The following is a 25,267-nucleotide window of genomic DNA, read 5'->3' on the forward strand; positions in this document are numbered from 1 at the left end:
ACGCCGCCGGTCGCGGGAGAGAAAGCTGACGTGCGATGGAATTCAACCAGATCCGGTATTTCCTGAACCTGGCGGATACGCTGAACTTCACCGAAGCGGCCACGCGCAGCGGAGTGTCCCAGCCGACGCTTACCCGTGCCATACAGCGGCTTGAACAGGAGTTGGGCGGCACGCTGGTTTATCGCGACGGGAAAGACAGCCGGCTGACGGCGCTCGGCCGCGATATACGGTCCGAATTTACGGCTATCCTGGAAGGCGAGCAGCGTATTCGGGCCATCTCCCTCAATCGGGTGCGCGGCCGGCGGGAAACGCTTACATTGGGGGTCGCCAACACCATCGCGCCCTCGATGATTACCGGTTTCGCCGCTCATGCGCTGCGCCAGATGCCCATGCTCGAACTGGTTTTTCAGCCCACAAGCCGCGACGACGCGCTGGAACGGCTCCTGAACGGCCAGATCGACGGTTGCTTCTGCACCGATCCCCCCACGGGAAACACGAAAGTCGCCACTGTGGAATTGGGCCGGGAGCGGTTGTTACTGGCCATGTCGAAAGGGCACATCCTGGCGGATCGAAGCTCGGTTTCACTTCCCGAACTGTCGGAGCAGCCCTATCTCGACCGCCTCAGTTGCGAATTCCGCACGCGCGTGCAAACGCATCTGCGCGACCGTGATATCATCATGCTTCCGCGGTTGCGATCCGAACGGGAGGATTTGATTCAGCAGGCGGTGGCCGAGGGTGCGGGCGTTTGCATGTTGCCCGAGCACTCCGCAATCGTGAACGGCCTGACATTGCGCCCGGTCGAAACGCTCAACCTGTCGCGCGTAATCGCATTCCAGTCGATTTCGGGGTCGGGAACAGCTACGGCCCTGCGACAGCTCCGCATGTTGGTCGAGCGTTTTGCGTGGTCCTGAATTTGCAGGATTACCGGCGTTTTGGCCTTGTGACCGGGCAAAAGATCCTAAACATCGAAACTATAGCCGCGACGTATTGGATATCTTGAGATCGAACATCCATCTCTATGGCAGAAAGGAGTTTCACATGACGACCTACAGGAAAACAGAAGCTGCGATCGCCAATCTTTCGCCGGAAGAATATCGGGTGACCCAGCAAAGCGGAACCGAACGTCCGGGAACCGGCGCCCTTCTCCATAATCATGAGCCCGGCATTTATGTCGATATCGTTTCGGGCGAGCCGCTTTTTGCGTCTTCCGACAAATATGAATCGGGCTGCGGATGGCCGAGTTTCACCAAGCCTATCGAGCCTGCGAATGTGAACGAATTGCGCGATACCAGTCATGGCATGATCCGCACGGAAGTGCGCTCGACCCATGGAGACAGCCATCTTGGCCACGTTTTCCCGGATGGACCGAGCGATCGGGGCGGCCTTCGATATTGCATCAATTCGGCTTCGCTGCGTTTCGTGCCGCGGGACGAAATGGTCGAACAGGGTTACGGTGAATTTCTCGATCAGGTGGAGGACATCTAATGTCAACTGAACGCGCTGTACTCGCCGGCGGTTGTTTCTGGGGTATGCAGGACCTCATCCGCAAGCTGCCAGGCGTGATCTCGACCCGCGTCGGCTATACGGGTGGCGACGTGCCGAACGCGACATACCGAAATCACGGCACCCATGCCGAGGCAATCGAGATCGCTTTCGATCCGGCAAGGACCAGCTATCGCCGGTTGCTGGAGTTCTTTTTCCAGATCCACGATCCGACGACACGCAATCGTCAGGGCAACGACATCGGCACAAGCTATCGCTCGGCAATCTATTTTACCGACGAACAGCAGAAGGCCGTTGCGCTGGACACGATAGCCGATGTCGACGCGTCGGGGCTGTGGCCCGGCAAGGTCGTCACCGAAGTCGAGCCGGTCGGAGACTTCTGGGAGGCAGAACCGGAACATCAGGACTATCTCGAACGCATTCCGCACGGATATACCTGCCATTTTGCCCGGCCCGATTGGGTGCTGCCACGCAGGACCGGCGACGCAGCCTAGGGTCTAAACCCAATTAGGATTTGGCGAATTCACGGCGCGCGGTGCAACGCCGCGCGCCGACCGAAGGAGAATTTCATGAAAACGGGAATTGTCGGATTGCCTGCGCCCGAACTTGAGAATGTCCAGTGGATCGATCGAAACGGCAATGAGAGCCATCCCCTGAGCCTCGCCGACTTCGGGCAGGGCTTTAAAATACTGTATTTCTTTCAGGATTGGTGCGCGGGTTGCCATGCCCACGGCTTCCCCACATTCGTGAGAATTGCGGAGGGATTTCGTGACCAGAAGGTCGGGCTGGCGGCTATCCAGACCGTATTCGAGGGCTCGGACGTTAACACCATCGAGCGCCTGCGAGAAAATCAGCTGCGATACGGCCTGCATGTTCCTTTTGGGCACGCGGTTTCCAACGATGCTTCGGCAGATGCGGTTCCCGCCATCATGGAAGCATATCGAACCGGCGGCACCCCGTGGTTTGTCGTGATCGCGCCGAATGGGCGCGTCGTCTATGACGGGTTTCAGCTCGACGCAGAGAGCCTTATCCAGACGCTTCGACCACTTGCCGCCTGAGGGCCTGAATCAAAAAGCGACATAAACCGACAAAGAGGCCGGACTGTTTTTCAGATCGTGGGGACTTTGGAGTGGTGCCCGGAGGCGGATTCGAACCACCGACACGCGGATTTTCAATCCGCTGCTCTACCAACTGAGCTATCCGGGCATCCGTAACAAGCAACCAGCTTGTTCAGGGCGGTGTTGGTTCCCGCCGGAAGTGGGTGGGTTATAGCATTAAATTTCGCGCTGTCCAGCACCGGATCGCAATTTTTATCAGCTTTTCTCACAGTTTCGATAAATAGCTGATTTCGTTGGATCAAATCGCCATAAAGAGGCTCAGTTTCCCTCTTCTTCCTCTTCATCGAGCGGCTTGCCGGGGATCACATAGCTGCCCGACAGCCAGCGATTGAGATCGATGCTTTTGCAGCGCGGCGAGCAGAACGGATAGGATTCGCGAGCCGAAGGCTTGCCGCATTCCGGGCAAGGCCGCGTCGGGCGCAGCGGCGTCACACGCGATCCCGCCGCCGCCGATATGTCCTTCTTGTCAGTCATTTCAGTCCTTCGGGGTCATTCCAAAAATCGCCATTTTCGCCGAGGCTGCCGCTTTTTGATTCAGACGCTCAGACCTTGCCGCTGCCCCAGTTGGCATAGACCGGATAACCGGCGTCGCCGAGCAGGCTGACCGTTTCCTGAAGCGGCAAACCGACCACATTGGTGTAGGAACCGACCAGTTTCACCACGAAACTGCCCGCCAGCCCCTGGATCGCATAGCCGCCCGCCTTGCCGCGCCATTCGCCCGAGGCGAGATAGGCGTCCATCTCGATACGGGACAGCCGCTCGAAGCGCAGGCGCGTTTCGACCAGCGTCTGGCGCAGATTGCCGTTCGGGAGAAGCAGGCTGACGCCCGTGAAAACCTTGTGCGTGCGACCGGAAAGCAGCCGCAGGCACTCCCGCGCCTCATCGGCAATTTCCGCCTTGGGCAGAATGCGACGTCCCACCGCCACAACCGTGTCGGCGGCAAGAACGAGGGCGCCGGAGAAATTCGCATCGTCCTTCAGCCGCTCTCCGGCCCTGCGCGCTTTTTCGCGCGACAGACGTCGCGCCAGCGAGCGCGGATGTTCCGTGCGCTGGGGCGTCTCGTCTATATCCGCCGGGCAGATATGGTCCGGCTCGATGCCTGCCTGCCCCAGAAGCTCGATCCTGCGTGGAGAACCGGAGGCCAGAACCAGCTTGTGTTGCGCGCTCATCGAATGGACATTTCCTGGAACGGGAACGGATCGCTTACTTGAAGCGGTAGGTGATGCGGCCCTTGGTCAGATCGTAAGGGGTCATTTCGACCAGAACCTTGTCGCCTGCCAGAACGCGAATGCGGTTCTTGCGCATACGGCCTGCCGTATGAGCGATGATTTCATGTTCGTTTTCGAGCTTTACGCGGAACATTGCATTGGGCAGCAGTTCCGTAACAACACCCGGAAATTCGAGGACTTCTTCTTTCGCCATGCGATACCTGTTTCTTTCTTCGGTAAAATGCCGCCCGCGGGCGGACTTCTGGTCTGAATTTGCGCGGAACCTATATGATTAGGCGGCATTTGTGAACAACGGAATTCGGCGAACTTATTGCTCACCAAAACGGTGCATGATCTGGCGCTTCAATCGATCGCGCACATCGCGATAGGCGGCCATGATCTGGTCGCGGCTGCCGGTCACAAGCGTCGGGTCCGGTGTCGGCCAGTATTCGACATCCACCGAGAAGCCCTGCATCCGTTCCAGAACCGTATGATGCGCGAGCGGCGTCAATGTCACGATGAGGTCGAAATAGCCGTCCGCCAGTTCTTCGAGGCCGCGCGGCTGCCGGTTGTCGAGCGACAATCCTTCTTCCCGAAGCACGGCATCGACAAAGGGATCGCGCTCGCCCCGCATGACACCCGCGGAAGCGATATAAATATTGGGTGGCAGGGACCGTCTTGCAAGAAGTTCGGCAATCGGCGAGCGAATTGCATTCTTGCCGCAGACAAAAAGAAGCGACGTCGGCAATTGCCGTTTGTCGCGCCGTTTCAGGTCTTCCTCGTTTTCGGCGGCGCCGCTCGCGGCGGGCACATCGGCGACTGTCATCGTCGATCAACCTCGCCAGTGCAGGACGCAGACCAGCGTGAAGAGCCGCCGCGCCGTGTTGAAGTCAACCTCGATCTTGCCCTTCAGGCGGGCCTGAAGGGTTTGCGATCCTTCGTTATGCAGGCCGCGCCGCCCCATGTCGATCGCTTCGATCTTGCTGGGCGAGGCCGACCGGATCGCCTGATAATAGCTCTCGCAGATCATGAAATAATCCCGCACCACGCGGCGCAAGGGCGTGAGCGAAAGAATATGGGTGGCAACCTCCTCGCCCGCTTCCCGCGTGATGGCGAAGATCAGCCGCGATTCCATCAGCGACAATTTCAGCCGGTAAGGTCCGCCGGTTTCGTCGCCGACGGGATGGAACGAATTTTCTTCGATGAGGTCGAAGATGGCGACCGCGCGTTCATGCTCGACATCAGGCGTCGACCGCCCGATGGATTCATCGAGCTCGACATCAACAAGGCGGGCATTTGGAACACCGGCGCTCATGTCACCTCATAGGTTCAGCCGGATCGCGACGGACTGCGCATGGGCGTCAAGCCCTTCCGCACGGGCGATCTCGATCGCCGCAGGTCCAAGCGCACGCAACTGATCCGGGCCGAGTTTGAGAAGCGATGTGCGTTTCATATAATCGAGCACCGACAGGCCCGACGAGAAACGCGCCGAACGCGCAGTCGGCAGCACGTGATTGCAGCCGCCGACATAATCGCCGATCACTTCCGGCGTATAACCGCCGATGAAGATCGATCCCGCGTTGCGGATTCTGGGCAGCAGCGCTTCGGCGTCGACCGTGGCGATCTCCAGATGCTCGGCCGCGATGCGATTGGCGAGGGGAATGGCCGCCTCGAAATCCTCGACCAGAATCACGGCCCCGAAATCACGCCAGCTTGCAGCCGCCGTTTCAGAACGCGACAAGGTCAGAAGCTGACGCTCAACCGCCGCCTCGACCGCTTCGGCAAGCGCCTCGTCATTCGTCATGAGGATCGATTGCGCGGCGGTGTCGTGCTCCGCCTGGGCCAACAGATCAGCGGCGATCCAGTCGGGATTGTTGTCCTTGTCGGCAATGACCAGAACTTCCGAGGGGCCTGCGATCATATCGATGCCGACCGTGCCGAAAACGATGCGCTTGGCAGCGGCGACATAGGCATTGCCGGGGCCGACGATCTTTGCCACCGGGCGGATTGTCGGAGTGCCGTAGGCAAGCGCCGCCACGGCCTGCGCGCCACCGACCCGATAAATCTCGGAAACGCCTGCAAGGCGGGCGGCAACGAGCACCAGCGGATTGAGAATGCCATCGGGTGCCGGCACCACCATGACGATCCGGTCCACACCCGCCACCTTGGCCGGCACCGCATTCATCAGCACCGAGCTTGGATAGCTCGCCGTGCCTCCCGGCACATAAAGCCCGACGGCTTCGATTGCCGTCCAGCGCGAACCCAGCTCCACGCCAAGCGCGTCCGTATAGCGATCATCCTGCGGCAATTGCCGCGCATGGTGTTTTTCGATGCGCTCATGCGCCAGCTTCAAAGCCTCGACGGTGGAGGCTGGCGCTGTTTCGAAGGCCGCGTCGATTTCAGCTTCCGTGACGGCGATTCCAGTCTTTTCGAGATCGATCCGGTCGAAGCGGCGGGAATAGTCGATCAATGCGCCGTCGCCTTCGAGGCGTACGCGCTCGACGATTTCACGGGCGGCGCGATCCACATCTTCCGACACTTCTCGCTTGCCGGCAAGAAATGCCGCGAACTGATTTTCAAAGTCGGGATCGGTTTGTCTGAGCGTCTTGGCCACGCTTTCATTCCTTCATGTAATAATAAAAAGCTGCCTGTCAGACGTGCCGTGGGAGAGATTCCGTCTCCCAGGCCGCACCCAGATCGGTCAGTTGCGCCTCGATGCATTCCACTTCGAGACGGATAGCGGCGTTTGCGGAAAAAGTCAGTTCTATTGTTCCGGCGGGCGCCTCTTCGGCGACAAAACGGATCGCCAGCAGCGAAAGCACGTCATCCGGCTTCCGGCGGTCGATGCCCGTGGCCCTGGCGAATGTTACGCGATTGAAATGCAAGGCGGCGCGGCGACGCTGATATTGGGGCTTGCGCAGGAATTTGGGCTTGCTTTCTTCCCATGCAAAACGGTTTGCGGTGAGAAGGAAGCGCTTTTCGCCTGCAAGATACTGAAGATCGGATACTTTCAGAACCGCGTCCTGAAGATGGGCTGACAGGACCTGCAAATCCTCCTCATCCAGCGCCACAAGCTTCAACATATCCATATTTCAGCACCAATTCCCTGTTGCATGTCTTTTCGGGAAAACTGGCTCCCCCACCTTTCCCTGTCAAACCATAATCGTCAACTTGGCATGTCAGGGCAAAAAAATCGACAGGCTTTTCAGGCCTGTCGATGTCCGCGGCGATATTTGGCGCCGATACGGGATCAGCCGCTGATACGTTCAACCTGCGCGCCGCACCGCGACAGTTTTTCTTCCAGTCGCTCGAAGCCGCGATCCAGATGATAAACGCGGTTGACCATGGTTTCGCCCTCGGCCGCCAGACCGGCGATCACCAGCGAAACCGACGCGCGCAGGTCGGTTGCCATGACCTGTGCGCCCTTCAGGCGCTCGACGCCTTCGACGGTCGCGGTCTGGCCGGAAAGAGAAATCCTTGCCCCGAGACGCGCCAGTTCCTGCACATGCATGAAGCGGTTTTCAAAAATGGTTTCGGTGATGCGCGAAGTGCCCTTGGCCTTGGTCATCAGGCCCATGAACTGCGCCTGAAGATCGGTCGGGAAGCCGGGGAACGGGTCCGTGGTGACATCGACCGGGTGAATGCCATGGCCGTTTCGCACCACGCGCAGGCCGCTATTGGTCTCGGTGATCTCGGCTCCGGCCTGCCGCAGCGTGTCCAGCGCCGACGACAGCAGGCTTTCCTGCGCACCTTCGAGAAGCACGTCGCCGCCGGTCATCGCGACGGCCATCGCATAGGTGCCGGTTTCGATCCGGTCGGGAATGACGCGAACGCGCGCGCCAGAAAGGCTGGTCACGCCTTCCACGTGGATGGTGCCGGTGCCCGCGCCGCTGATTTTTGCGCCCATGGCATTGAGGCAGTCGGCGAGATTGACGACTTCCGGCTCGCGGGCCGCATTCTCGATGGTCGTCTCTCCCCTGGCGAGCGCCGCCGCCATCAGCATGACATGGGTTGCGCCGACGGAGACCTTCGGAAAGCTGTAGCGGGCGCCGACAAGACCGCCCTTCGGCGCGCGCGCCCTGGCATAACCGTTTTCGATATCGATTTCCGCGCCCAGCGCCTGAAGGGATTCCAAAAGCAGGTCCACGGGACGGGTGCCGATGGCGCAACCGCCCGGCAGCGACACGGTTGCCTCGCCGGTGCGCGCCAGAAGCGGACCGATAACCCAGAAGCTCGCGCGCATCTTGGAAACGAGTTCGTAGGGAGCAGTCGTATCGACGATATTGCGGGCGGTGAAGTGAATGGTGCGCGAATAGGCGCCGTTCTGGTGCTCGCGACGCCCGTTCACCGAATAATCGACGCCGTGATTGCTGAGGATGCGTATCAACTGCTCGACATCGGCCAGATGAGGCACGTTTTCGAGTGTCAGCGTATCGTCGGTCAGAAGCGAAGCGATCATCAATGGCAGGGCGGCGTTTTTCGCGCCGGAGATCGGAATGATGCCATTGAGCTTGTTGCCACCGACGATTTTGATGCGATCCATGCTGTTTCACCTTCTGGGCAGACCATTGCCCGATAATCGAATTTGTGTGCCGTATCCGGGCAGCCTTGCGGCACGGCGGCAATGCGTCATGAAATTACGAGTCCTGCGGCCAAATTACGTCGATACGAATCACATTCGGACGATATCGCCGCCAAGAATAGAAATGAGCTTTTACCGCACAGCCCCCCAATCTTCAAGAAAGGGCTTGGGCGTATATCCGTCACTCTTCGGCGTCGTCGCGCGCCGCCTTGATGCCGTCATCGCGCTCGTCGGCATCGCCGGCGCGGCGCGAACGCAGCTGCGCCTTGCGGCGCATCAGATTCGCCCGCAATTCATCGGCGCGGCGCTTCTTGCGCTGGTCCGATTGCCTCTGTTTTTCCTTGTTGGTCGTATTTTCGCTCATGATCCGTGTTCTACAACGAGAAAAATGGCGGGAAAAGCGGCTTTCCGTGGCCCACCCCGGAGATTTCCACATTATGTGCAAAGAAATGTAAATGCTCGCTTGCGATTCACGTAATGATGTGGCAGAAGTCCGCCGCACTCAAGAGATTGCTGCGGTAGCTCAGTGGTAGAGCACTCCCTTGGTAAGGGAGAGGTCGAGAGTTCAATCCTCTCTCGCAGCACCAGTCATCCTCCTGAAATGAGTGTCTTTTCCAGACAGAACCGACATTTTCCAGATGCACCGGGATCGTGTGCCGGTCGTCTGGCGAACCATTCGCTCCCATATCGAGGGGGCGCTTCCCTTTCTTCAAGCGCAATTTCGGCGTATGATATTTCCATGTCCATACCGGCTCTCCGGTGAGCCGGACCTGCCGGTCCCCGAAAGCGCGGCTTTCATTTGAGAACCGTCGGGAAACAGGAAATTGCGCACAGGCAGATGCCTTGGCCATATCCCCGCTTGTCAGGGCTGCCCAAGGGCCTGCTCCAACACGCAGGAGGCGCATTATGCCACAGTTTCATGCCATCGCAGGCCGCGATCACTCGGCTTTCTATCCTCAGGTCAGGCGTGTTCACCTGTCCGATATAAAGGATGCCTTGCGTCTCGGATTCGAAGATTTCTGGGCCAAGCCGTCGCATTATGTCTTTCTCTGTCTCATCTATCCCTTCGCGGGGCTGCTCATCACCTATTGGAGCACCAACGCAAACGCCCTGCCATTATTGTTTCCGCTGATGTCCGGCTTCGCGCTGATCGGCCCGGTCGCCGCCCTGCCGCTCTATGAGATGAGCCGCCGTCGCGAAGAGCGCCTCGACACATCCTGGAAACGGGCCTTCGATGTCAGCCACTCCGCCGCCCTGCCGTCCATTCTGGTGGTCGGAGCCCTTCTTTTCGCGATCTTCGTGGCGTGGCTCCTGGTCGCGCAGAACCTCTACGTTCATTATTTCGGCCCCATGCCCCCCGAAAATCTCACGGTCCTCATGAATCAGGTCTTCGCGACCGAAGAAGGACGAAGCCTGATCTTTGCCGGTTGCGGCATAGGACTGCTGTTTGCGCTGGCGGTGCTCTGCCTCACAATCGTGGCTTTCCCCCTGCTGCTCGATCAGGACTGCGGCGCGGCAGCGGCAATCATGACCTCTATCCGGGTGGTCATGCGCAATCCGGTGGAATCCCTTTTATGGGCAGTCATCGTGACCGCGATGCTGATCGTCGGCTTTGCGACCATGTTTGCCGGACTGGCGGTGGTCATACCTATCCTCGGTCACGCCACATGGCATTTCTACCGCAAGACGGTCGAGCGGTCGGCCACGACCGCCCGCAGGTAACGGCACTCCCGCCCGGAGCGCGGCTCCGGGCGGAATTTCCATGCTTTTCAACCAGACATTTTCGAGAATAATGGAATGTGGCGGCGTCCCGCCGCGCACCCTCCCCTTATGAATCAGCCGGACAAGATTCCTCCCATGACGATAAACGACGACACGCCAGCAGACCTTTCCTCGCAGCGCATCGATGGGCTGGGCGGGCTTTCGGTGCAGTTCAAGGACGGACGTTCGCGCCTTTCCAGACTGTATCAGGAAGGCGCGGCCAAGATCCGTATGCCGCAGGTCGCAAACGATCCGATGGAAGCCATCCTGATCAACATATCGGGCGGGCTGACCGGCGGCGACCGCTTGCGTTGGGATGTGGCGCTTGGAGAGAACGCCGCCGCTGTCGTCACCACACAGGCCTGCGAGCGCATCTATCGCTCGGGCGGCGGCGAGGCGCGCATCGCCACACGCCTGAAAGCGGCAAAAGGCACGCATCTTGCATGGCTACCTCAGGAGACGATTTTGTTTAACGGTTCCGCGCTGTCGCGGACACTGGATGTCGATGTGGAGGAAGACGCGGAATTGCTGCTGGTGGAAGCGACCATATTCGGACGTCTCGCCATGGGGGAGCGGCTGGAACAGGCCTCCTTCCGCGACCGCTGGCGGGTGCGCATGGCGGGACGCCTCGTTCACGCGGAAGAATTCCGGCTGGGGCCTGATGTTGCCGCCGAATTGCAGGCGGGAGCGGTCGCGAACGGGGCCAATGCGGTCGCGACGGTGCTGCTGATCTCCGGCAATGCGGAAAGCCATATGCAGGCCGTTCGCGACATCGTTGGGGAAGAAGGCGGGGCGAGCCTGTGGCAGGTCGGGAAAGCCACCAAGCTCGCGGCGCGGCTTTATGCGCCGGACAGTTATACCTTGCGCAAGCGGCTCGCTCCTTTGCTGGCCCTGCTCAATGGAAAGGCAGGACTGCCTAAAGTTTGGACAATGTGAATATGCGGCCTGCGCGCCGCCTTCGGGAAACAGGGTCTGGAATGAAGTCATGAATTTGACGCCGAGAGAAAAAGACAAGCTGCTGATCGCCATGGCCGCGATGGTCGCCCGCCGCAGGCTGGAGCGTGGCGTGAAGCTCAATCACCCGGAAGCCATCGCGCTCATCAGCGATTTCGTCGTGGAAGGCGCGCGCGACGGGCGCACGGTGGCCGATCTGATGGAGGCGGGCGCGCATGTCATCAGCCGTGAGCAGGTGATGGAGGGCGTGCCGGAAATGATCCACGACATTCAGGTCGAGGCGACGTTTCCCGACGGCACCAAGCTCGTCACCGTGCACGAGCCGATCCGCTGATTTTCAGTTTTGTTTTCAGAAGGGTAGCAACATGAAAAAGATGACGGTCCTGACGGCGGCGGCGTTCGCGCTCGTTGCAAGCCCCGCCTTCGCCCACCTCGATCCCGCCGAACACGGTTCGTTCGCCGCCGGTTTCACGCATCCGCTGTCGGGGGCGGATCATATCCTGGCGATGGTCGCTGTCGGTCTCTGGGCCGCGATGCTCGGCGGGCGGGCGCTTTTCGCCGTACCCGCCGCCTTCGTGGGCGTGATGCTCATGGGCTTCACCGCCGCGCTTCTCGACATGTCGCTGCCCTTCGTCGAGCCGGTCATTCTGGCATCGGTGGTCGTGCTCGGCCTTTTGGTCGCGCTCGCCTTGCCGGTGTCTCCGGTGATCGGCGCGGCGATTGCCGGCTTCTTCGCCCTCTTCCACGGCCATGCCCATGGCGGTGAGATCGGTGGAGCGGCGTTCCTTTCCTATGCCGCCGGTTTCGCTCTCGCGACCGCCCTGCTTCATGTGGCGGGCATCGGCACGGCTTTTACCGCCGGTCGCCTTCTGGCTAGCCGCAACGGCCGCTTTGCGCTGCGTGTCGCGGGAGGCGCAACCGCGCTTGGCGGCCTGATGCTGATGGCCGGGTGAGGTTCATCATGATCCCCGGAGAAATCATTACCCAAGACGGCGAGATCGAACTCAATCAGGGCCAGCCGACGGTCACGATGAAGGTCGCCAATACCGGCGACAGGCCGATACAGGTGGGCAGCCATTACCATTTCTACGAGGTGAACGCGGCGCTTTCCTTCGACCGCGAGAAGGCGCGCGGCCTCAGGCTCGACATAGCGGCGGGCACCGCCGTGCGTTTCGAGCCGGGACAGGAACGGGACGTGACGCTGATCCCGATCGGCGGCAAGCGCGAAATCTACGGATTTCGGCAGATGGTCATGGGCAAGCTGTAGGATCAAGGTGACGGAGACATTTCATGCCAGCCAGAATCAGTCGCGCCACCTATGCGCAAATGTTCGGCCCCACCGTCGGCGACAAGGTCCGCCTTGCCGATACGGAACTTTTCATCGAAGTTGAACGCGACCTGACCACCTATGGCGAAGAGGTCAAGTTCGGCGGCGGCAAGGTGATCCGCGACGGCATGGGCCAGAGCCAGCTATCGCGTGCCGAAGGCGCGATGGATACGGTCATCACCAATGCGCTCATTCTCGACCATAGCGGCATCTACAAGGCCGATGTAGGCCTGCGCGACGGACGCATCGCCCTTATCGGCAAGGCCGGAAACCCGGATACGCAGCCCGGCGTCTCGATCGTCATCGGGCCGGGCACGGAAATCATTGCCGGGGAAGGCAGGATTCTCACGGCGGGCGGCATCGATTCGCATATTCACTTCATATCGCCGCAGCAGGTGGACGAAGCGCTGAATGCGGGCATTACCTGCATGGTCGGGGGCGGCACGGGGCCTGCGCATGGCACGCTCGCCACCACCTGCACGCCGGGGCCATGGCATATAGCGCGCATGATCCAGTCCTTCGACGGCCTGCCGATGAATATCGGCCTGTTCGGCAAGGGCAACGCATCGCTGCCCGGCGCGCTGGAGGAAATGGTGCGCGCAGGCGCCTGCGGCCTCAAGCTTCATGAGGACTGGGGGACGACACCCGCCGCCATCGACAATTGCCTCTCGGTCGCCGACCGCTTCGACGTGCAGGTGGCGATCCACACCGATACGCTCAACGAGGCCGGTTTCGTCGAGAACACGCTGAACGCCTTCAAGGGGCGCACCATCCACTCCTTCCATACCGAGGGAGCGGGCGGCGGTCACGCGCCGGATATCATCCGCGTGTGCCAGTATCCGAACGTCCTGCCCGCCTCGACCAACCCGACCCGGCCCTACACGATCAACACCATTGCCGAACATCTCGACATGCTGATGGTGTGCCACCATCTTTCACCGGCCATTCCCGAAGACATCGCCTTCGCGGAAAGCCGCATCCGCAAGGAAACCATCGCCGCCGAAGACATCCTGCACGACATGGGCGCCTTCTCCATCATCTCCTCCGACAGCCAGGCGATGGGCCGCGTCGGCGAGATGATCATCCGCTGCTGGCAGACGGCGGACAAGATGAAGAAGCAGCGCGGAAGCCTGCCGGACGACAGGCCGGGCAACGATAATTATCGCGCCCGCCGCTATGTCGCCAAATATACGATCAATCCGGCCATCGCCCAGGGCATGGCGCATGAGATCGGCTCGGTGGAAGCTGGCAAGCGCGCCGATCTCGTTTTGTGGAACCCGGCCTTCTTCGGCGTCAAGCCGGACATGGTTCTGCTCGGCGGATGGATCGCGACCGCCCCGATGGGCGATCCGAACGGCTCGATCCCCACCCCGCAGCCGATGCACTACCGGCCGATGTTCGGCTCGTTCGGCAAGGCGCGCACGAACACGTCCGTCACCTTCGTTTCGCAGGCCGCGATGGACGACGGACTGCGCGGGAAGATCGGCGTGGACAAGCAGTTGGTTGCCGTCGCCAATACGAGAGGCGGCATCGGCAAGCATTCGATGATCCTCAACAATGCCATGCCGCAGATGGAAGTGGACCCGGAGACCTATGAGGTGCGCGCCGATGGCGCGCTTCTGACCTGCGAGCCGGTGGACGTGGTGCCGATGGCGCAGCGCTACTTCCTGTTCTGACCTGGAAAGGACCAAAATGTTTCGGGCAACAGCCATCATCCGCGCAGATCGGGTCATCGATGCCGTTCCGGCCGGTCATGCCGTTCTGGAGCGCGACGAACGCCATTTGCGGCGCAAGGCCATCCTTCTCGAAGGCGGCGAGAAAATTCTCGCCGATTTCGCCGAGCCCGTCGTGCTGGAACATGGCGACCGGCTCGTTCTGGACGACGGACGCGAGATCGAAATCCGCGCCGCAAGCGAGGAACTTTACGAAATCCACGGCCGCGACCAGCTTCATATCGCCGAACTTGCCTGGCATATCGGCAACCGGCATCTCGCCGCCCAGATCGAGACCGACCGCATCTTCATCCTGCGGGACCATGTCATCAAGGCGATGCTCGAAGGGCTTGGCGCGACTGTAACCGAGGTGACGGCAATTTTCAGCCCGCTGCGCGGCGCCTATTCCGGCGGGCACACGCATCACGGCCATCATCACGATCATGACCACCATCACCACCACGACTGACGCCAGCACGGCCCTGCTGCGGCTGATGGCATGGCTGTCTCCGGTCTTTCCGGTCGGCTCGTTCAGCTACAGCCATGGGCTGGAACGCGCCGTCCACGACGGCTTCGTGACCGATGCCGACACGCTGAGGGACTGGCTCCGCTGGCTCGTGACGCGCGGCTCCGGCTGGAACGATGCCGTTTTGTGCGCGCAAGGCTGGCGTCAGGCAGTTACGGATGACGGCGACCTCACGGAAGTCGCGGAACTGGCGGAGGCGCTCGCAGGCTCGCGTGAGCGTCACATGGAAACCATGTTGCAGGGCGCGGCATTCCTGGCCGCGGCGCGAAGCTGGCCCGCCGCCGTTTTCGAGCGGCTTCCCGCCGAAACGCCCTATCCGGTAGCCGTCGGCGCCGTAGCCGGCGCCCATGGCGTTCCGCTGGCATCGACGCTTGCGGCCTTTCTGCAAGCCTTCAGCATCAACCTGTTGCAGGCGTCGATCCGTCTCTCGGTCACCGGGCAGAACGGCGTGACGGCGACGATGGCGGCACTGGAGCAGGCTATTGCCCGGACGGCGGCGCGGGCTGAAACGACCACGCTGGACGATCTCGGTTCCGCGACATACGTCGCCGATATGATGGCGATGAAACATGAAACACAGCATTCGAGGCTTTTCCGCACATGACCCAGAAAAACGGACCCTTGCGCATCGGCATCGGCGGACCGGTCGGCTCCGGCAAGACCACGCTGACCGAAAAGCTCTGCAAGGCGATGCGCGACCGGTATTCGGTCGCGGTCATCACCAACGATATCTATACGCAGGAGGATGCGCTCATTCTCGCGCGGCGTCAGGCCCTGTCCGAAGACAGGATCATGGGCGTGGAAACCGGAGGCTGTCCGCATACGGCGATCCGCGAGGATGCGTCGATCAATCTTCAGGCCATCGCCGAGATGAACCGGCGCTTCCCCGATCTGGATATCGTGTTCATCGAATCGGGCGGTGACAATCTCGCCGCAACCTTCTCGCCCGATCTGGCCGACCTGACGCTTTACGTGATTTCGGTTTGCCAGGGCGAGGAAATCCCCCGCAAGGGCGGTCCCGGCATCACGCGGTCCGATTTTCTGGTCATCAACAAGAGCGACCTTGCCCCTTATGTCCATGTCGATCTCGACGTGATGGAGCAGGACGCCGCGCGGATGCGCGGCAAGCGCCCCTTCGGCTTTACCGACCTGCAACGCGGCAAGGGCGTTCAGGAGGTCATCGACTTCATCGTGAAAAATGGCGGGCTTGAATTCCGCCCGGCATGACACCGGAAATGGAAACAGAAAGCCGCGCCACAGCATTTCCAGCAAAAGTGTGAAACGGTTTTGCGTTCGGAAATGCAGTAAAAAACAAACAGCCGCGCTGTCACCAGCGCGGCTTTTCCGATCAACCCTTGAAGGTGTATTCCGCAATCGACTGCGGCTTCATTTCAATGGAGAAACCGGGCAATGACGGCGGCATATAGGCCGCGTCCCTGATCACGCACGGATCGAGGAAATGCTCGTGCAGGTGATCGACATATTCGATCACACGACCGTCCAGCGTGCCGGAAACGGCCACATAGTCGATCATGGAAAGATGCTGCACATATTCGCACAGGCCCACGCCGCCCGCATGGGGCCAGACCGGCTTGTTATACTTCGCGGCAATCAGCAGCACGGCCAGAACTTCGTTCAGACCGCCCATGCGGCATGAATCGATCTGCACGATATCGATGGCGCCTTCCGCGATGAACTGCTTGAACATGATGCGGTTCTGGCACATTTCGCCGGTCGCGACCTTCACGTCGCCAATGGCTTCGCGAATCTTGCGATGGCCCGCCACATCGTCGGGGCTGGTCGGTTCCTCGATGAAGAAAGGCTTCGAAAAGGCCAGCTTGTTGACCCACTCAATCGCCTGATCGACTTCCCAGACCTGATTGGCGTCGATCATGAGATAACGGTCCGGGCCAATCACTTCACGGGCAATTGTTAGCCGGCGAATATCGTCTTCCAGATCGCGGCCAACCTTCATCTTGACGTGGTTGAAGCCTTCGTCGATGGCTTCCTGGCAGAGGCGACGCAGCTTGTCGTCGTCATAACCGAGCCAACCGGCGGAAGTCGTGTAGCAAGGATAGCCCTTTTCTTCGAGCTTCGCGATACGCTCCGCCTTGCCGCTCTGCGCTTTAAGCAGAATTTCAACCGCCTCGTCGCGAGTCAGCACATCGGTCAGATAGCGGTAATCGACAATGTCGGCGATTTCTTCGGCCGACAATTCCGACACCAGACGCCAGACCGGCTTGCCGGACTGTTTGGCGAGCAGATCCCAGAAAGCATTGACCACTGCGCCGGTGGCCAGATGCATCGCGCCCTTTTCCGGGCCGATCCAGCGCAACTGGCTGTCGCTGGTCAGGTGCCGCCAGAATTTTCCGGGGGCGGCGCGAACCTCATCGAGATCGACGCCCACCACGAGGTGACGCATGGCAAGAATGGCCTGGCAACAAATATCGTTGCCGCGACCGATGGTGAAGGTCAGGCCGTGGCCCTTCAGCGCCTCGTCATCCGTATCGAGGATGACATAGGCCGCCGAATAATCCGGGTCCGGATTCATCGCGTCGGAGCCGTCCAGACTTTGCGAAGTCGGGAAGCGCAGATCGAAGACGCGCAGGCCGGTAATTTTCGTCATGATTTATCCGTGATCAAAGCATGGTCCCGAAAAGTTGCAGACCTTTCGGGGACCATGCTCAAAAAACTAAATGTCGGCGCGCACGTTCTGCTTCTGCGTGCCAAGGCCTTCGATGCCCAGTTCGACAACATCGCCCGCCTTGAGATAGCGCGGCGGCTTCATGCCCATGCCGACGCCGGGAGGCGTACCGGTGGAGATGATGTCGCCCGGCTGAAGCGACATGAACTGCGACAGATAGGAAACCAGTTTGCGCACGCCGAAGACCATCGTCTTCGATGAACCATCCTGCATGGTTTCGCCATTGACCTTCAGCCACATGCCGAGATTTTCCGGGTCTGCGATCTCGTCCTTCGTCACCAGCCACGGGCCGGTCGGGCCAAACGTGTCGCAGGACTTGCCCTTGGTCCACTGGCCCTGACGCTCGATCTGGAAGGCGCGTTCGGAAACATCGTGAACCGTGCAATAGCCGGCAACATAATCGAGCGCGTCTTCCTCCGAGACATATTTTGCCGTCTTGCCGATGACGACGCCAAGCTCGACTTCCCAGTCGGTCTTTTCAGAACCGCGCGGGATCAGGAGATCGTCGTTCGGCCCGACGATGGCCGACGTGGCCTTCATGAAGATGATCGGCTCGGACGGTACCGCTGCGCCGGTTTCGGCGGCATGGTCGGAATAGTTGAGACCGATGCAGATGAACTTGCCGGTGCCTGCAACGCAAGGGCCAAGGCGCGGATTGCCTTCCACCTTCGGCAGCGCATCCACGTCAAGCGCACCAAGCTTTGCCAGCGCTTCCGGGCTCAAAACCGCGCCCGACAGATCGCCGATATGCGCGGAAAGATCGCGGATATTGCCATCGGCGTCGAGAAGGCCGGGCTTTTCCTGTCCGGCTTCACCATAGCGAAGAAATTTCATAAGTTTGCTCCAAGTGAGGGTATGAAAGGGGTAGCTTTAGGGTGGTTGAGATTCTGGTTATGGCGTGCCGAAAATGGTGTTTTTCGAGAACCGGAGCGGAGTGTACTTAAGGTACATGAGCACCGGAAGCGAAGAAAAGCGCCATTTGCAGGCCGCCAGAGCCTGAATATCGATGACCCTAAATCGTCCAGCCGCCATCGATATTATAGGCCTGACCGGTCGTGTAGGTCGCGCCAGCCAGATAAACGGCAAGATCGGCGATTTCTTCGGGCTGGCCGATGCGGCCGATCGGCTGGCGCGCGATGAAGGCTGCACGCTGTTCTTCATAATCGCCCTGCGCACGCAGGCGGTCCTGCAAGGACGGGCTTTCGACCGTACCGGGGCAGATGGCGTTGCAGCGGATGCCCCTGGCGACATAATCGGCGGCGACGGCCTTGGTCAGGCCGATGACGGCGGCCTTGGTGACACCATAGGCAAACCGGTTCGGGACGCCCTTCACGCTGGACGCGACCGAAGCCATATTGACGATGGCGCCCTCTTCACGCTCCAGCATACCCGGCAGCACGGCGCGGATGGTGCGGATCATCGCCTTGACGTTGAGATTGACGGCGAAGTCGAGGTCTTCATCCTTCATCTCAAGGATCGAACCGCCGTGGACCACGCCAGCGCAATTGAACAGGATGTCGATCTGGCCGATCTCGGCCACCAGCGCATTGACTTCCGCTTCGTCGAGAACGTTGAGCTTGCGCGTCACGATGCCGGAAACGCCTTCGATTTCCTTCAGCGCTTCCATATTGATGTCGGTCGCATAGACTTTTGCGCCGGCTTCCGCGAAGGCCAGCGCGCTGGCGCGGCCGATCCCTTGCGCTGCCGCTGTCACCAGCGCGGTTTTTCCGTCAAATCTTATCGTCATCTTCAAGCCTTCCGTTCGACAAGCAGGATGTGGCCGCAAGCCAGCACCACTTCATTCCGCTGATTGAGCATTTCGCACCGCTCGGTCACGCGGCCAAAATTTTCGCGTTTGGGATCGTCTTCCTTTGCGCTGATCGTCGCCCTTGTGCGAATCGTATCGCCAATATGCACCGGGCGCACGAAGCGCAGACGATCATAACCATAGGAAAAAGCAACCGGATTGCACTCCTTTGCCTATCCCGATTGTGAATTCTATATTTATATGCAAACATAGTATTCAAAACCGGTCAAGGCACTTTCCCGGAAACTGGCCAGTGCCCGACGGCTTTCACTGCCCGCTATATTCGTATATGAAGCCTTGAATTTACGAAGGGGACCGATTTGGAAACGGACGACCGTTATCGCGCACCCGCGCTGGACAAGGGACTCGATATTCTGGAACTGCTGGCCGGCGTCGATGGCGGGCTGACGCAGGCCGAGATCGCCAAGCAACTCGACCGCAGCCCCAACGAATTTTACCGGATGCTCGATCGCCTGGTGAAACGCGGCTACGTGACCAAGCTGGAAGGCGACCGCTATTCGCTGACGCTGAAACTGTTCGGCCTTGCCCATCTTCATGCGCCGGTGCGCAGGCTCGCCTCCTTCGCCACGCCCTATATGCGCGACCTGGCCGACCGCTCGCGGCAGGCCAACCAGCTGGCGGTTTTCGACCGCGGCTCGGTGGTGGTCATCGCCCAGCAGGAAGCGCCCGACTACTGGGGCATTTCCATCCGCGTCGGCTCGCATATCAGCCTGTTCGACACCGGCTCCGGCCACGTGCTGCTTGCCTTCCGTTCGCCGGAAGAACGCAAGATGATGATCGCCGAATACGTCAAGGACAGCGACGGCGTGAAGCTCGACCAAAACTTTTACGAACGGCTCGACCAGATACGCGCGCGCGGCTATGAAATGATGCCGAGCGCGCAGGTTGCAGGCGTCTATAATCTTTCCGCCCCGATTCTGGGACCGGACGGAACCTGCATCGCTGCCATCACCTGCCCCTATGTCACGCTTGTCAATTCAGCCTCCGCTCCCGACATTACCCAGACGATCACCCTTTTGCAGAAAACGGTGGGCGACCTGTCCCGGCTGGTGGGGTCGGATATTGGCGCGGCTGAATAATTCTTATTTGAAAACTTTCTTCTTTCTTGAAAAGATACGGGAAGGAGAAAACTCATGATTATCGATACCCATCTGCATCTGATCGACAAAAGCGCGCTTGACTATCCGTGGCTTGGCGGCGTTCCCGCGCTCGACCGGGATTTTCTGTTTGCGACCTATCGCACACAAGCCGAACGCTGCGGCGTAAGTGCTGCCCTGCATATGGAAGTGGATGTCGCGCCCGACGCCATGCAGGCCGAAACGGACCATGTGCAGGAGACCGCCGTCCAGTCCGGCGGATTCATCAAGGGCGCGATTGCATCCTGCCGCCCCGAGGAACCCGGCTTTGCCGACTATCTGGAGCGGCAACGCGGCAATCCTTTCGTGAAAGGCTTTCGTCGCGTGCTGCATGTCGTGCCCGACGACCTGTCCGAAGGCGCGCTGTTTCGCGAAAACATCCGGCGACTTGCAGGCACCGGACTGACCTTCGATCTCTGCACCCTGCCGCATCAGATCGACAAGGCGATAGCGCTCGTCGATCTCGCGCCCGACGTGCAATTCATCCTCGACCATTGCGGCGTGCCGGACATCAAATCGGGCGCGCTGGGAAGCTGGCAGAAGGGCATTGCCGACATCGCCCGCCGACCCAATGTCACGGCAAAAATTTCCGGCGTCGTGGCCTATGCAGACGCGCAGGACTGGACCGTCGAAACGATCCGGCCCTATGTGGAACACGTTATCCGGTCATTCGGCTGGGATCGCATCGTCTGGGGCAGCGACTGGCCGGTCTGCACGCTTGCGAGCTCTATCGATGCCGGGCTTTCGACATGGGTTGCGGCCACCCACGCCCTGCTCGAAGGATGCAGCAACGACGAGAAGACGCGTCTTCTGTCACTCAATGCGCGCCGCATCTGGAAGCTTTAAGCCAACGACATGCCTCCTTCCCTGCCCCTCATCCTGAGGAGGTTCCTGAGCCTGGCTCAGGAACCGTCTCGAAGGACGAGGGCAAGCACCGTGCGTTTTCCCTCAGCCCTTCGAGACGCCGTTTTCAACGGCTCCTCAGGATGAGGGAAAAGAAAGGCGGTAGAGCCATGCGACTGAATTTGAAATCGTCCCGCTCTAAAACGTCATTCAGATCGCGAGTTCGACTTCGTTGCTGGCAAGCTCCAGCAGGGTCCAGACATGATCGGCAAAGGAGTTCCACACTTCGATGCGATAATGTTCGGCATCCCATTTCATCAGGATAATCTGGGCATGGTCGAAGATGGTGCGGGCAGCGCCCGGCGCCGACATTTCGGCCAGATTGAGCGGAGACGCGGCATTGAGCAGCCACTCGGCCTGCGGGCCGGTAATATCTATTCCCGTCTCGCGATGGCTGACATCGACAAGGCTATGCGGCTCGCTTTCGTAAAGCTTTGCAAAAGCCTCAACGACGGCCACCGCCTTGCTCTCATCGGCCCAGATATACCATTCGTCCGGGCCGAGACAGGCGACTGCAATATCGCCGGTGCGGACAAGCGCACCGATCTTTACCGGAATTTTCGCGCCCAGCGCCTTTTCAGCCGATGACAGCTTTTCCGGCGCGATGCGCAGGCTGAAGCGGGCGGCATCGTCGGCAGCGTGGATTTCCAGACGGCCGGGAATGACGGTCTTGCGGTTCGAATAAGGTTTTGTCTCTTGCAGCATGATCTTATCCTTCACCGTTCAGCCTTTTGCCTTCCACGTCATAGAAGACCATTCCCGAAACGACAGCCTCATGCACGGTGCCATCCGGCATCGGCATATACATGGTTTCGCCCATCCGGTCCTTGCCACCGGCAATGACTGCAAGTGCGATGGAACGGCCAAGCACCTCGCTCCAGTAGGATGACGTCACATGACCGAGCATGGTCATCGGCACGGCCTGCTTCGGATCGGCGACGATCTGCGCGCCTTCTTCCAGCACCAGTTTCGGGTCCCTGGTCAAAAGCCCGACCAGATGCTTGCGGTCGTTCTTCAGCATGTCCGGGCGGCTAAGCGAGCGTTTTCCCACGAAATCCGGCTTCTGCTTGCCGATGGCCCAGCCGAGGCTGGCATCGTCGGGCGTAATGGTTCCGTCCGTATCCTGGCCTACGATGATATAGCCCTTTTCGGCGCGCAAGACGTGCATGGTTTCGGTGCCGTAAGGTGTGATGCCATATTGCTGGCCAGCCTCGTAAAGCGCCTTCCACAGCGACAGGCCATAGCGCGACGGAACGTTGATCTCGAAACCCAGTTCGCCGGTAAAGCTCATGCGGAACAGCCGCGCCGGAACACCGAGGAACTTGCATTCGGCGACCGACATATGCGGGAACGCCTCATTGGAAATATCCAAGCCCTCGACCATCGGCTCGATCAGCTTGCGCGCATTGGGCCCGTTGATCGCCACCACCGCCCATTGTTCGGTGGTCGAGGTCAGCGACACTTTCAGGTCCGGCCATTCGGTCTGGAGATAGTCCTCCATCATGTTCAGGACACGCGCCGCGCCGCCGGTGGTGGTGGTGACGTGGAAGCGGTCCTGCGTCAGCCTGCCGACCACGCCGTCATCGCGGATAAAGCCGTCTTCGCCCAGAAGCAGGCCATAACGGCAGCGTCCGACGCCGAGCTTCGTCCACGGATTGGTATACATGCGGTTCATGAATTCCGCAGCATCCGGGCCGACAACCTCGATCTTGCCGAGCGTGGAGGCGTCGAACATGCCAAGCGTTTCCCGTGTGGCCCTGCATTCGCGGGCGACCGCCTGATGCATGTCTTCGCCGGATTTCGGGAAATACCAGGCGCGACGCCATAGCGACACCGGCTCGAAAGCTGCGCCATGCTGTTCGGCCCAGCTATCGATCGGCGTCTTGCGCGTCACATCGAACAGCTTTCCACGATTATAGCCACAGAATGCGCCGAAAGTCGTCGGCGTATAGGGCGGGCGGAACGTCGTCAGCCCCACTTGCGGGACGGAGCGCTTGAGCGCATCGGATGCAACCGCCAGACCGTTGATATTCGAGGTCTTGCCCTGATCGGTCGCCATGCCGGTGGTGGTATAGCGCTTGACATGCTCGATGGAATGGAACCCCTCGCGCACGGCCAGACGAATATCCTTGGCGGTGACATCGTTCTGGAAGTCGATGAAAGCCTTGGCCTTGCCGGGATCGCAATCCGTCGGCAATTCGCGGCAGCTTACGCCATCGCAGATGAAATCACCGGCCACCGCATAGTCGGAAGCCCTGGCCTTGTAGCCCGCATCGCCTGCGGCGGCGCTACCGGCTTTCGTCCCTTCCGCAAGAGCGGAAGCCAGATCGAAATTGCCGTTGCCAGCACCGGCGCAGCGGGTTTCCTCGGTGCGTTCGCCCGGAAGATAAATCTGCCGCTCTTCGTCCCAGACGAGCTTGCCCTTGGTATGCGAGAACAGATGCACGCTCGGGTTCCAGCCACCGGACATCAAAAGCACATCGCAGGCGATGATGCGAGCCGCGCCCACGACGCCATTCTTGACCGGATTGGCGCGAACGGACGATACGCGATGCCGCCCGCCCGTATCGCTGACGGTCCAGCCGGTCAGCGTTTCAATGCCGAGCATTTTTGCGCGATTGACGAGACTGTCGGCCACATTGTCGCGCACGTCGATGATCGCCGGAACTTTTACGCCCGCCACCGCGAGATCGAAGGCGGCAAGCCATGCGCTGTCATGCGACGTCACGACAACGGCCTTGTTGCCAACCTTGACGCCATAGCGATTGAGATAGGTGCGCGCGGCGGAAGCCAGCATGACGCCGGGGCGATCATTGCCCGCGAAGACCAGCGGCTTTTCGATTGCGCCCTGCGCCAGCACAACCTGTTTTGCGCGTACGCGCCACAGGCGCTCACGCGGCGCATTGGAGGCGGGGTTGGCCTGATGATCGGTCAGGCGCTGGCAAAGCCCGACCATGTTCTGGTGATAATAGCCAATCGCCGTGGTGCGCGGCAGAAGCGTGACATTGGGCATGGAGCCGAGCGCGGCCAGCGTTTCATTGAGCCAGTCCCAGCTTGCGCGACCATTGATGACCGGCTCCGGCTCGGACAGAAGCGAGCCGCCCATTTCCGCCTGTTCGTCGCAGAGGATCACCTTCGCGCCGCTTTTTGCCGCTTCAAGGGCTGCGGCAAGACCGGCAGGCCCGCCGCCCGCCACCAGCACGTCGCAATAGGCATAGCGGCTGGCATAGGTGTCGGGATCAGGCTCGGACGGCGACTTGCCAAGACCGGCAGCTCCACGGATGAAAGGCTCATAGACCTTGTTCCAGAAGCTTTTGGGCCACATGAAAGTCTTGTAATAAAAGCCTGCCGAGAAGAACGGGAAGAATGCATCGTTGATCGCGCCGACATCGTGCTTCAGCGACGGCCAATGGTTCTGGGTTGTCGCGTTCAAGCCGTCATAGAGCTCCAGAACCGTGGCGCGGGTGTTCGGCTCGAAACGGCCAACACCACGCGAAACGCCCATCAGAGCATTCGGCTCTTCGGAACCGGCGGAAAGGATGCCGCGTGGCCGGTGATATTTGAACGAACGCCCGGCGAGGTGTTCGCCGTTGGCAAGCATCGCGGATGCAAGCGTGTCGCCTTCAAAACCGGAGTAGGTCTTGCCGTTGAAGGTGAAACGTACCGGCTTGGATGTGTTGATGCGGCTTTTATTGTTCACGCGCATATCGGTCATTATTTCGTCTCCACCGGGCGCGTTTCGCCTGCCTTATAGGTCATCGCAAACTTGTCGCTCACCGTGTCGCGCACCGCATTGAAAAAGCGGCCGCAGCCGTTGATATGCCGCCAGCGCTCATAATGGGTGCCGCGCGGATTGGAGCGCGTGAACAGGAAATCGCGCCATTCATCGTCGGTCAGCGTCGAAGGATCGGCAGGACGCGCAATATGCGCCTCGCCCGCATAGGCGAATTCGAGTTCGGGACGTTCCATCTCGCAATAAGGGCAACGGATCAGAAGCATTTTATT

General features: G+C 60.2%; 31 protein-coding genes, 2 tRNA genes and 1 pseudogene. 16 read left to right on the forward strand and 18 right to left on the reverse strand.

The window, feature by feature from the left end; translation table 11 throughout:
• The first annotated feature begins 35 nt into the window (after window positions 1-35).
• The 4 genes from FHS76_RS11300 (at window position 36) to FHS76_RS11315 (ending at window position 2,561) form a co-directional block, all read left to right on the forward strand.
• A complete protein-coding gene (locus FHS76_RS11300; RefSeq protein WP_183652199.1) occupies window positions 36-911 on the forward strand; it encodes a LysR family transcriptional regulator in 876 nt (291 codons plus the stop codon).
• 127 nt (window positions 912-1,038) lie between these two features.
• A complete protein-coding gene (msrB, locus tag FHS76_RS11305; protein ID WP_183652202.1) occupies window positions 1,039-1,485 on the forward strand; it encodes a peptide-methionine (R)-S-oxide reductase MsrB in 447 nt (148 codons plus the stop codon).
• On the forward strand, window positions 1,485-1,997 hold the full coding sequence (gene msrA, locus FHS76_RS11310; RefSeq protein WP_183652204.1) for a peptide-methionine (S)-S-oxide reductase MsrA: 513 nt from the start codon (window positions 1,485-1,487) through the stop codon (window positions 1,995-1,997). Before msrB ends, msrA begins: the two co-directional genes overlap by 1 nt.
• Window positions 1,998-2,072: 75 nt before the next feature.
• Window positions 2,073-2,561, forward strand: coding sequence for a peroxiredoxin family protein (locus FHS76_RS11315; protein ID WP_183652207.1), 489 nt, complete (start codon window positions 2,073-2,075; stop codon window positions 2,559-2,561).
• Window positions 2,562-2,633: 72 nt separating this feature from the next.
• Here the strand turns inward: FHS76_RS11315 and FHS76_RS11320 are convergent.
• From FHS76_RS11320 to FHS76_RS11370, 11 genes are all read right to left on the reverse strand, one after another.
• Window positions 2,634-2,709 (reverse strand) — tRNA-Phe (locus FHS76_RS11320).
• Complete coding sequence (locus tag FHS76_RS11325) at window positions 2,675-2,905, reverse strand: hypothetical protein (RefSeq protein ID WP_183652210.1); 231 nt, start codon at window positions 2,903-2,905, stop codon at window positions 2,675-2,677. The genes FHS76_RS11320 and FHS76_RS11325 overlap by 35 nt, the downstream gene beginning before the upstream one ends.
• Window positions 2,880-3,095, reverse strand: coding sequence for a DNA gyrase inhibitor YacG (gene yacG, locus FHS76_RS11330; RefSeq protein ID WP_183652213.1), 216 nt, complete (start codon window positions 3,093-3,095; stop codon window positions 2,880-2,882). Before yacG ends, FHS76_RS11325 begins: the two co-directional genes overlap by 26 nt.
• 68 nt (window positions 3,096-3,163) lie before the next feature.
• Entirely contained in the window at window positions 3,164-3,790 is a 627-nt protein-coding gene (locus FHS76_RS11335) for a Maf-like protein (protein WP_183652216.1), read from the reverse strand.
• Window positions 3,791-3,824: 34 nt separating this feature from the next.
• A complete protein-coding gene (gene infA, locus FHS76_RS11340; protein ID WP_002965531.1) occupies window positions 3,825-4,043 on the reverse strand; it encodes a translation initiation factor IF-1 in 219 nt (72 codons plus the stop codon).
• A 114-nt stretch (window positions 4,044-4,157) separates the two neighbouring features.
• Window positions 4,158-4,655: an arsenate-mycothiol transferase ArsC gene (locus tag FHS76_RS11345; RefSeq protein WP_235992643.1), complete on the reverse strand. Its 498-nt coding sequence runs from the start codon at window positions 4,653-4,655 to the stop codon at window positions 4,158-4,160.
• Between the two features lie 6 nt (window positions 4,656-4,661).
• Window positions 4,662-5,144 carry a UPF0262 family protein gene (locus tag FHS76_RS11350; RefSeq protein WP_183652218.1) on the reverse strand — a complete coding sequence of 161 codons (483 nt, stop codon included), beginning with the start codon at window positions 5,142-5,144 and terminating at the stop codon, window positions 4,662-4,664.
• Between the two features lie 6 nt (window positions 5,145-5,150).
• Window positions 5,151-6,443, reverse strand: a complete 1,293-nt coding sequence (hisD, locus tag FHS76_RS11355; RefSeq protein ID WP_183652221.1) for a histidinol dehydrogenase — start codon at window positions 6,441-6,443, stop codon at window positions 5,151-5,153.
• Window positions 6,444-6,480: 37 nt separating this feature from the next.
• The gene (locus FHS76_RS11360; RefSeq protein WP_183652224.1) at window positions 6,481-6,918 is read right to left on the reverse strand and encodes a DUF2948 family protein; all 438 of its coding nucleotides are present in this window, start codon (window positions 6,916-6,918) and stop codon (window positions 6,481-6,483) included.
• 161 nt (window positions 6,919-7,079) lie between these two features.
• On the reverse strand, window positions 7,080-8,372 hold the full coding sequence (murA, locus tag FHS76_RS11365; RefSeq protein WP_183652227.1) for a UDP-N-acetylglucosamine 1-carboxyvinyltransferase: 1,293 nt from the start codon (window positions 8,370-8,372) through the stop codon (window positions 7,080-7,082).
• A gap of 220 nt (window positions 8,373-8,592) precedes the next feature.
• Window positions 8,593-8,775, reverse strand: coding sequence for a hypothetical protein (locus FHS76_RS11370; RefSeq protein ID WP_183652230.1), 183 nt, complete (start codon window positions 8,773-8,775; stop codon window positions 8,593-8,595).
• Window positions 8,776-8,923: 148 nt separating this feature from the next.
• Between FHS76_RS11370 and FHS76_RS11375 the strand changes: the two genes are divergently transcribed.
• The 10 genes from FHS76_RS11375 to ureG all read left to right on the forward strand — a co-directional run bounded on the left by FHS76_RS11375 (window position 8,924) and on the right by ureG (window position 15,918).
• Window positions 8,924-8,998: transfer RNA gene (locus FHS76_RS11375), tRNA-Thr, on the forward strand.
• 319 nt (window positions 8,999-9,317) lie between these two features.
• A complete protein-coding gene (locus FHS76_RS11380; RefSeq protein WP_183652233.1) occupies window positions 9,318-10,133 on the forward strand; it encodes a DUF2189 domain-containing protein in 816 nt (271 codons plus the stop codon).
• Between the two features lie 135 nt (window positions 10,134-10,268).
• Window positions 10,269-11,108 (forward strand): urease accessory protein UreD, encoded by an 840-nt coding sequence (locus FHS76_RS11385; protein ID WP_183652235.1) that lies wholly within the window; start codon window positions 10,269-10,271, stop codon window positions 11,106-11,108.
• Window positions 11,109-11,157: 49 nt separating this feature from the next.
• Complete coding sequence (locus FHS76_RS11390; protein WP_183652238.1) at window positions 11,158-11,460, forward strand: urease subunit gamma; 303 nt, start codon at window positions 11,158-11,160, stop codon at window positions 11,458-11,460.
• A 31-nt stretch (window positions 11,461-11,491) separates the two neighbouring features.
• Window positions 11,492-12,079, forward strand: coding sequence for a HupE/UreJ family protein (locus FHS76_RS11395; protein ID WP_183652241.1), 588 nt, complete (start codon window positions 11,492-11,494; stop codon window positions 12,077-12,079).
• An 8-nt stretch (window positions 12,080-12,087) separates the two neighbouring features.
• A complete protein-coding gene (locus FHS76_RS11400) occupies window positions 12,088-12,393 on the forward strand; it encodes an urease subunit beta (RefSeq protein WP_183652245.1) in 306 nt (101 codons plus the stop codon).
• 23 nt (window positions 12,394-12,416) lie between these two features.
• Window positions 12,417-14,129: an urease subunit alpha gene (gene ureC, locus FHS76_RS11405; RefSeq protein ID WP_183652248.1), complete on the forward strand. Its 1,713-nt coding sequence runs from the start codon at window positions 12,417-12,419 to the stop codon at window positions 14,127-14,129.
• A 16-nt stretch (window positions 14,130-14,145) separates the two neighbouring features.
• Window positions 14,146-14,634 carry an urease accessory protein UreE gene (ureE, locus tag FHS76_RS11410; RefSeq protein ID WP_183652251.1) on the forward strand — a complete coding sequence of 163 codons (489 nt, stop codon included), beginning with the start codon at window positions 14,146-14,148 and terminating at the stop codon, window positions 14,632-14,634.
• The gene (locus FHS76_RS11415; RefSeq protein ID WP_183652253.1) at window positions 14,609-15,295 is read left to right on the forward strand and encodes an urease accessory protein UreF; all 687 of its coding nucleotides are present in this window, start codon (window positions 14,609-14,611) and stop codon (window positions 15,293-15,295) included. The genes ureE and FHS76_RS11415 overlap by 26 nt, the downstream gene beginning before the upstream one ends.
• Window positions 15,292-15,918 carry an urease accessory protein UreG gene (gene ureG, locus FHS76_RS11420; RefSeq protein ID WP_183652255.1) on the forward strand — a complete coding sequence of 209 codons (627 nt, stop codon included), beginning with the start codon at window positions 15,292-15,294 and terminating at the stop codon, window positions 15,916-15,918. Before FHS76_RS11415 ends, ureG begins: the two co-directional genes overlap by 4 nt.
• Window positions 15,919-16,039: 121 nt before the next feature.
• Here ureG and FHS76_RS11425 read toward each other — a convergent pair whose 3' ends face one another.
• From FHS76_RS11425 to FHS76_RS11440, 4 genes and pseudogenes are all read right to left on the reverse strand, one after another.
• Window positions 16,040-17,317: an L-fuconate dehydratase gene (locus FHS76_RS11425; RefSeq protein WP_183652257.1), complete on the reverse strand. Its 1,278-nt coding sequence runs from the start codon at window positions 17,315-17,317 to the stop codon at window positions 16,040-16,042.
• Between the two features lie 66 nt (window positions 17,318-17,383).
• Window positions 17,384-18,229, reverse strand: coding sequence for a fumarylacetoacetate hydrolase family protein (locus FHS76_RS11430; RefSeq protein ID WP_183652259.1), 846 nt, complete (start codon window positions 18,227-18,229; stop codon window positions 17,384-17,386).
• A gap of 178 nt (window positions 18,230-18,407) precedes the next feature.
• The gene (locus tag FHS76_RS11435) at window positions 18,408-19,142 is read right to left on the reverse strand and encodes an SDR family oxidoreductase (protein ID WP_183652261.1); all 735 of its coding nucleotides are present in this window, start codon (window positions 19,140-19,142) and stop codon (window positions 18,408-18,410) included.
• 2 nt (window positions 19,143-19,144) lie between these two features.
• Window positions 19,145-19,363: pseudogene (locus tag FHS76_RS11440) on the reverse strand (dehydratase); the annotation flags it as partial.
• A gap of 159 nt (window positions 19,364-19,522) precedes the next feature.
• Here FHS76_RS11440 and FHS76_RS11445 point away from each other — a divergent pair.
• Both FHS76_RS11445 and FHS76_RS11450 read left to right on the forward strand, forming a co-directional pair.
• On the forward strand, window positions 19,523-20,302 hold the full coding sequence (locus FHS76_RS11445; protein WP_183652264.1) for an IclR family transcriptional regulator: 780 nt from the start codon (window positions 19,523-19,525) through the stop codon (window positions 20,300-20,302).
• Window positions 20,303-20,356: 54 nt separating this feature from the next.
• Window positions 20,357-21,205, forward strand: a complete 849-nt coding sequence (locus tag FHS76_RS11450) for an amidohydrolase family protein (RefSeq protein WP_183652267.1) — start codon at window positions 20,357-20,359, stop codon at window positions 21,203-21,205.
• Window positions 21,206-21,412: 207 nt separating this feature from the next.
• Here FHS76_RS11450 and FHS76_RS11455 read toward each other — a convergent pair whose 3' ends face one another.
• The 3 genes from FHS76_RS11455 to FHS76_RS11465 are packed head-to-tail and all read right to left on the reverse strand — an operon-like array spanning window position 21,413 to window position 25,261.
• On the reverse strand, window positions 21,413-21,967 hold the full coding sequence (locus FHS76_RS11455) for a sarcosine oxidase subunit gamma (protein WP_183652270.1): 555 nt from the start codon (window positions 21,965-21,967) through the stop codon (window positions 21,413-21,415).
• A 4-nt stretch (window positions 21,968-21,971) separates the two neighbouring features.
• Window positions 21,972-24,977, reverse strand: a complete 3,006-nt coding sequence (locus FHS76_RS11460) for a sarcosine oxidase subunit alpha (protein WP_183652273.1) — start codon at window positions 24,975-24,977, stop codon at window positions 21,972-21,974.
• A complete protein-coding gene (locus FHS76_RS11465) occupies window positions 24,977-25,261 on the reverse strand; it encodes a sarcosine oxidase subunit delta (protein ID WP_183652275.1) in 285 nt (94 codons plus the stop codon). The genes FHS76_RS11460 and FHS76_RS11465 overlap by 1 nt, the downstream gene beginning before the upstream one ends.
• Window positions 25,262-25,267: the final 6 nt, after the last annotated feature.

This window comes from Brucella daejeonensis, assembly GCF_014199265.1.
GTDB classification, from domain to species: Bacteria; Pseudomonadota; Alphaproteobacteria; order Rhizobiales; family Rhizobiaceae; genus Brucella; species Brucella daejeonensis.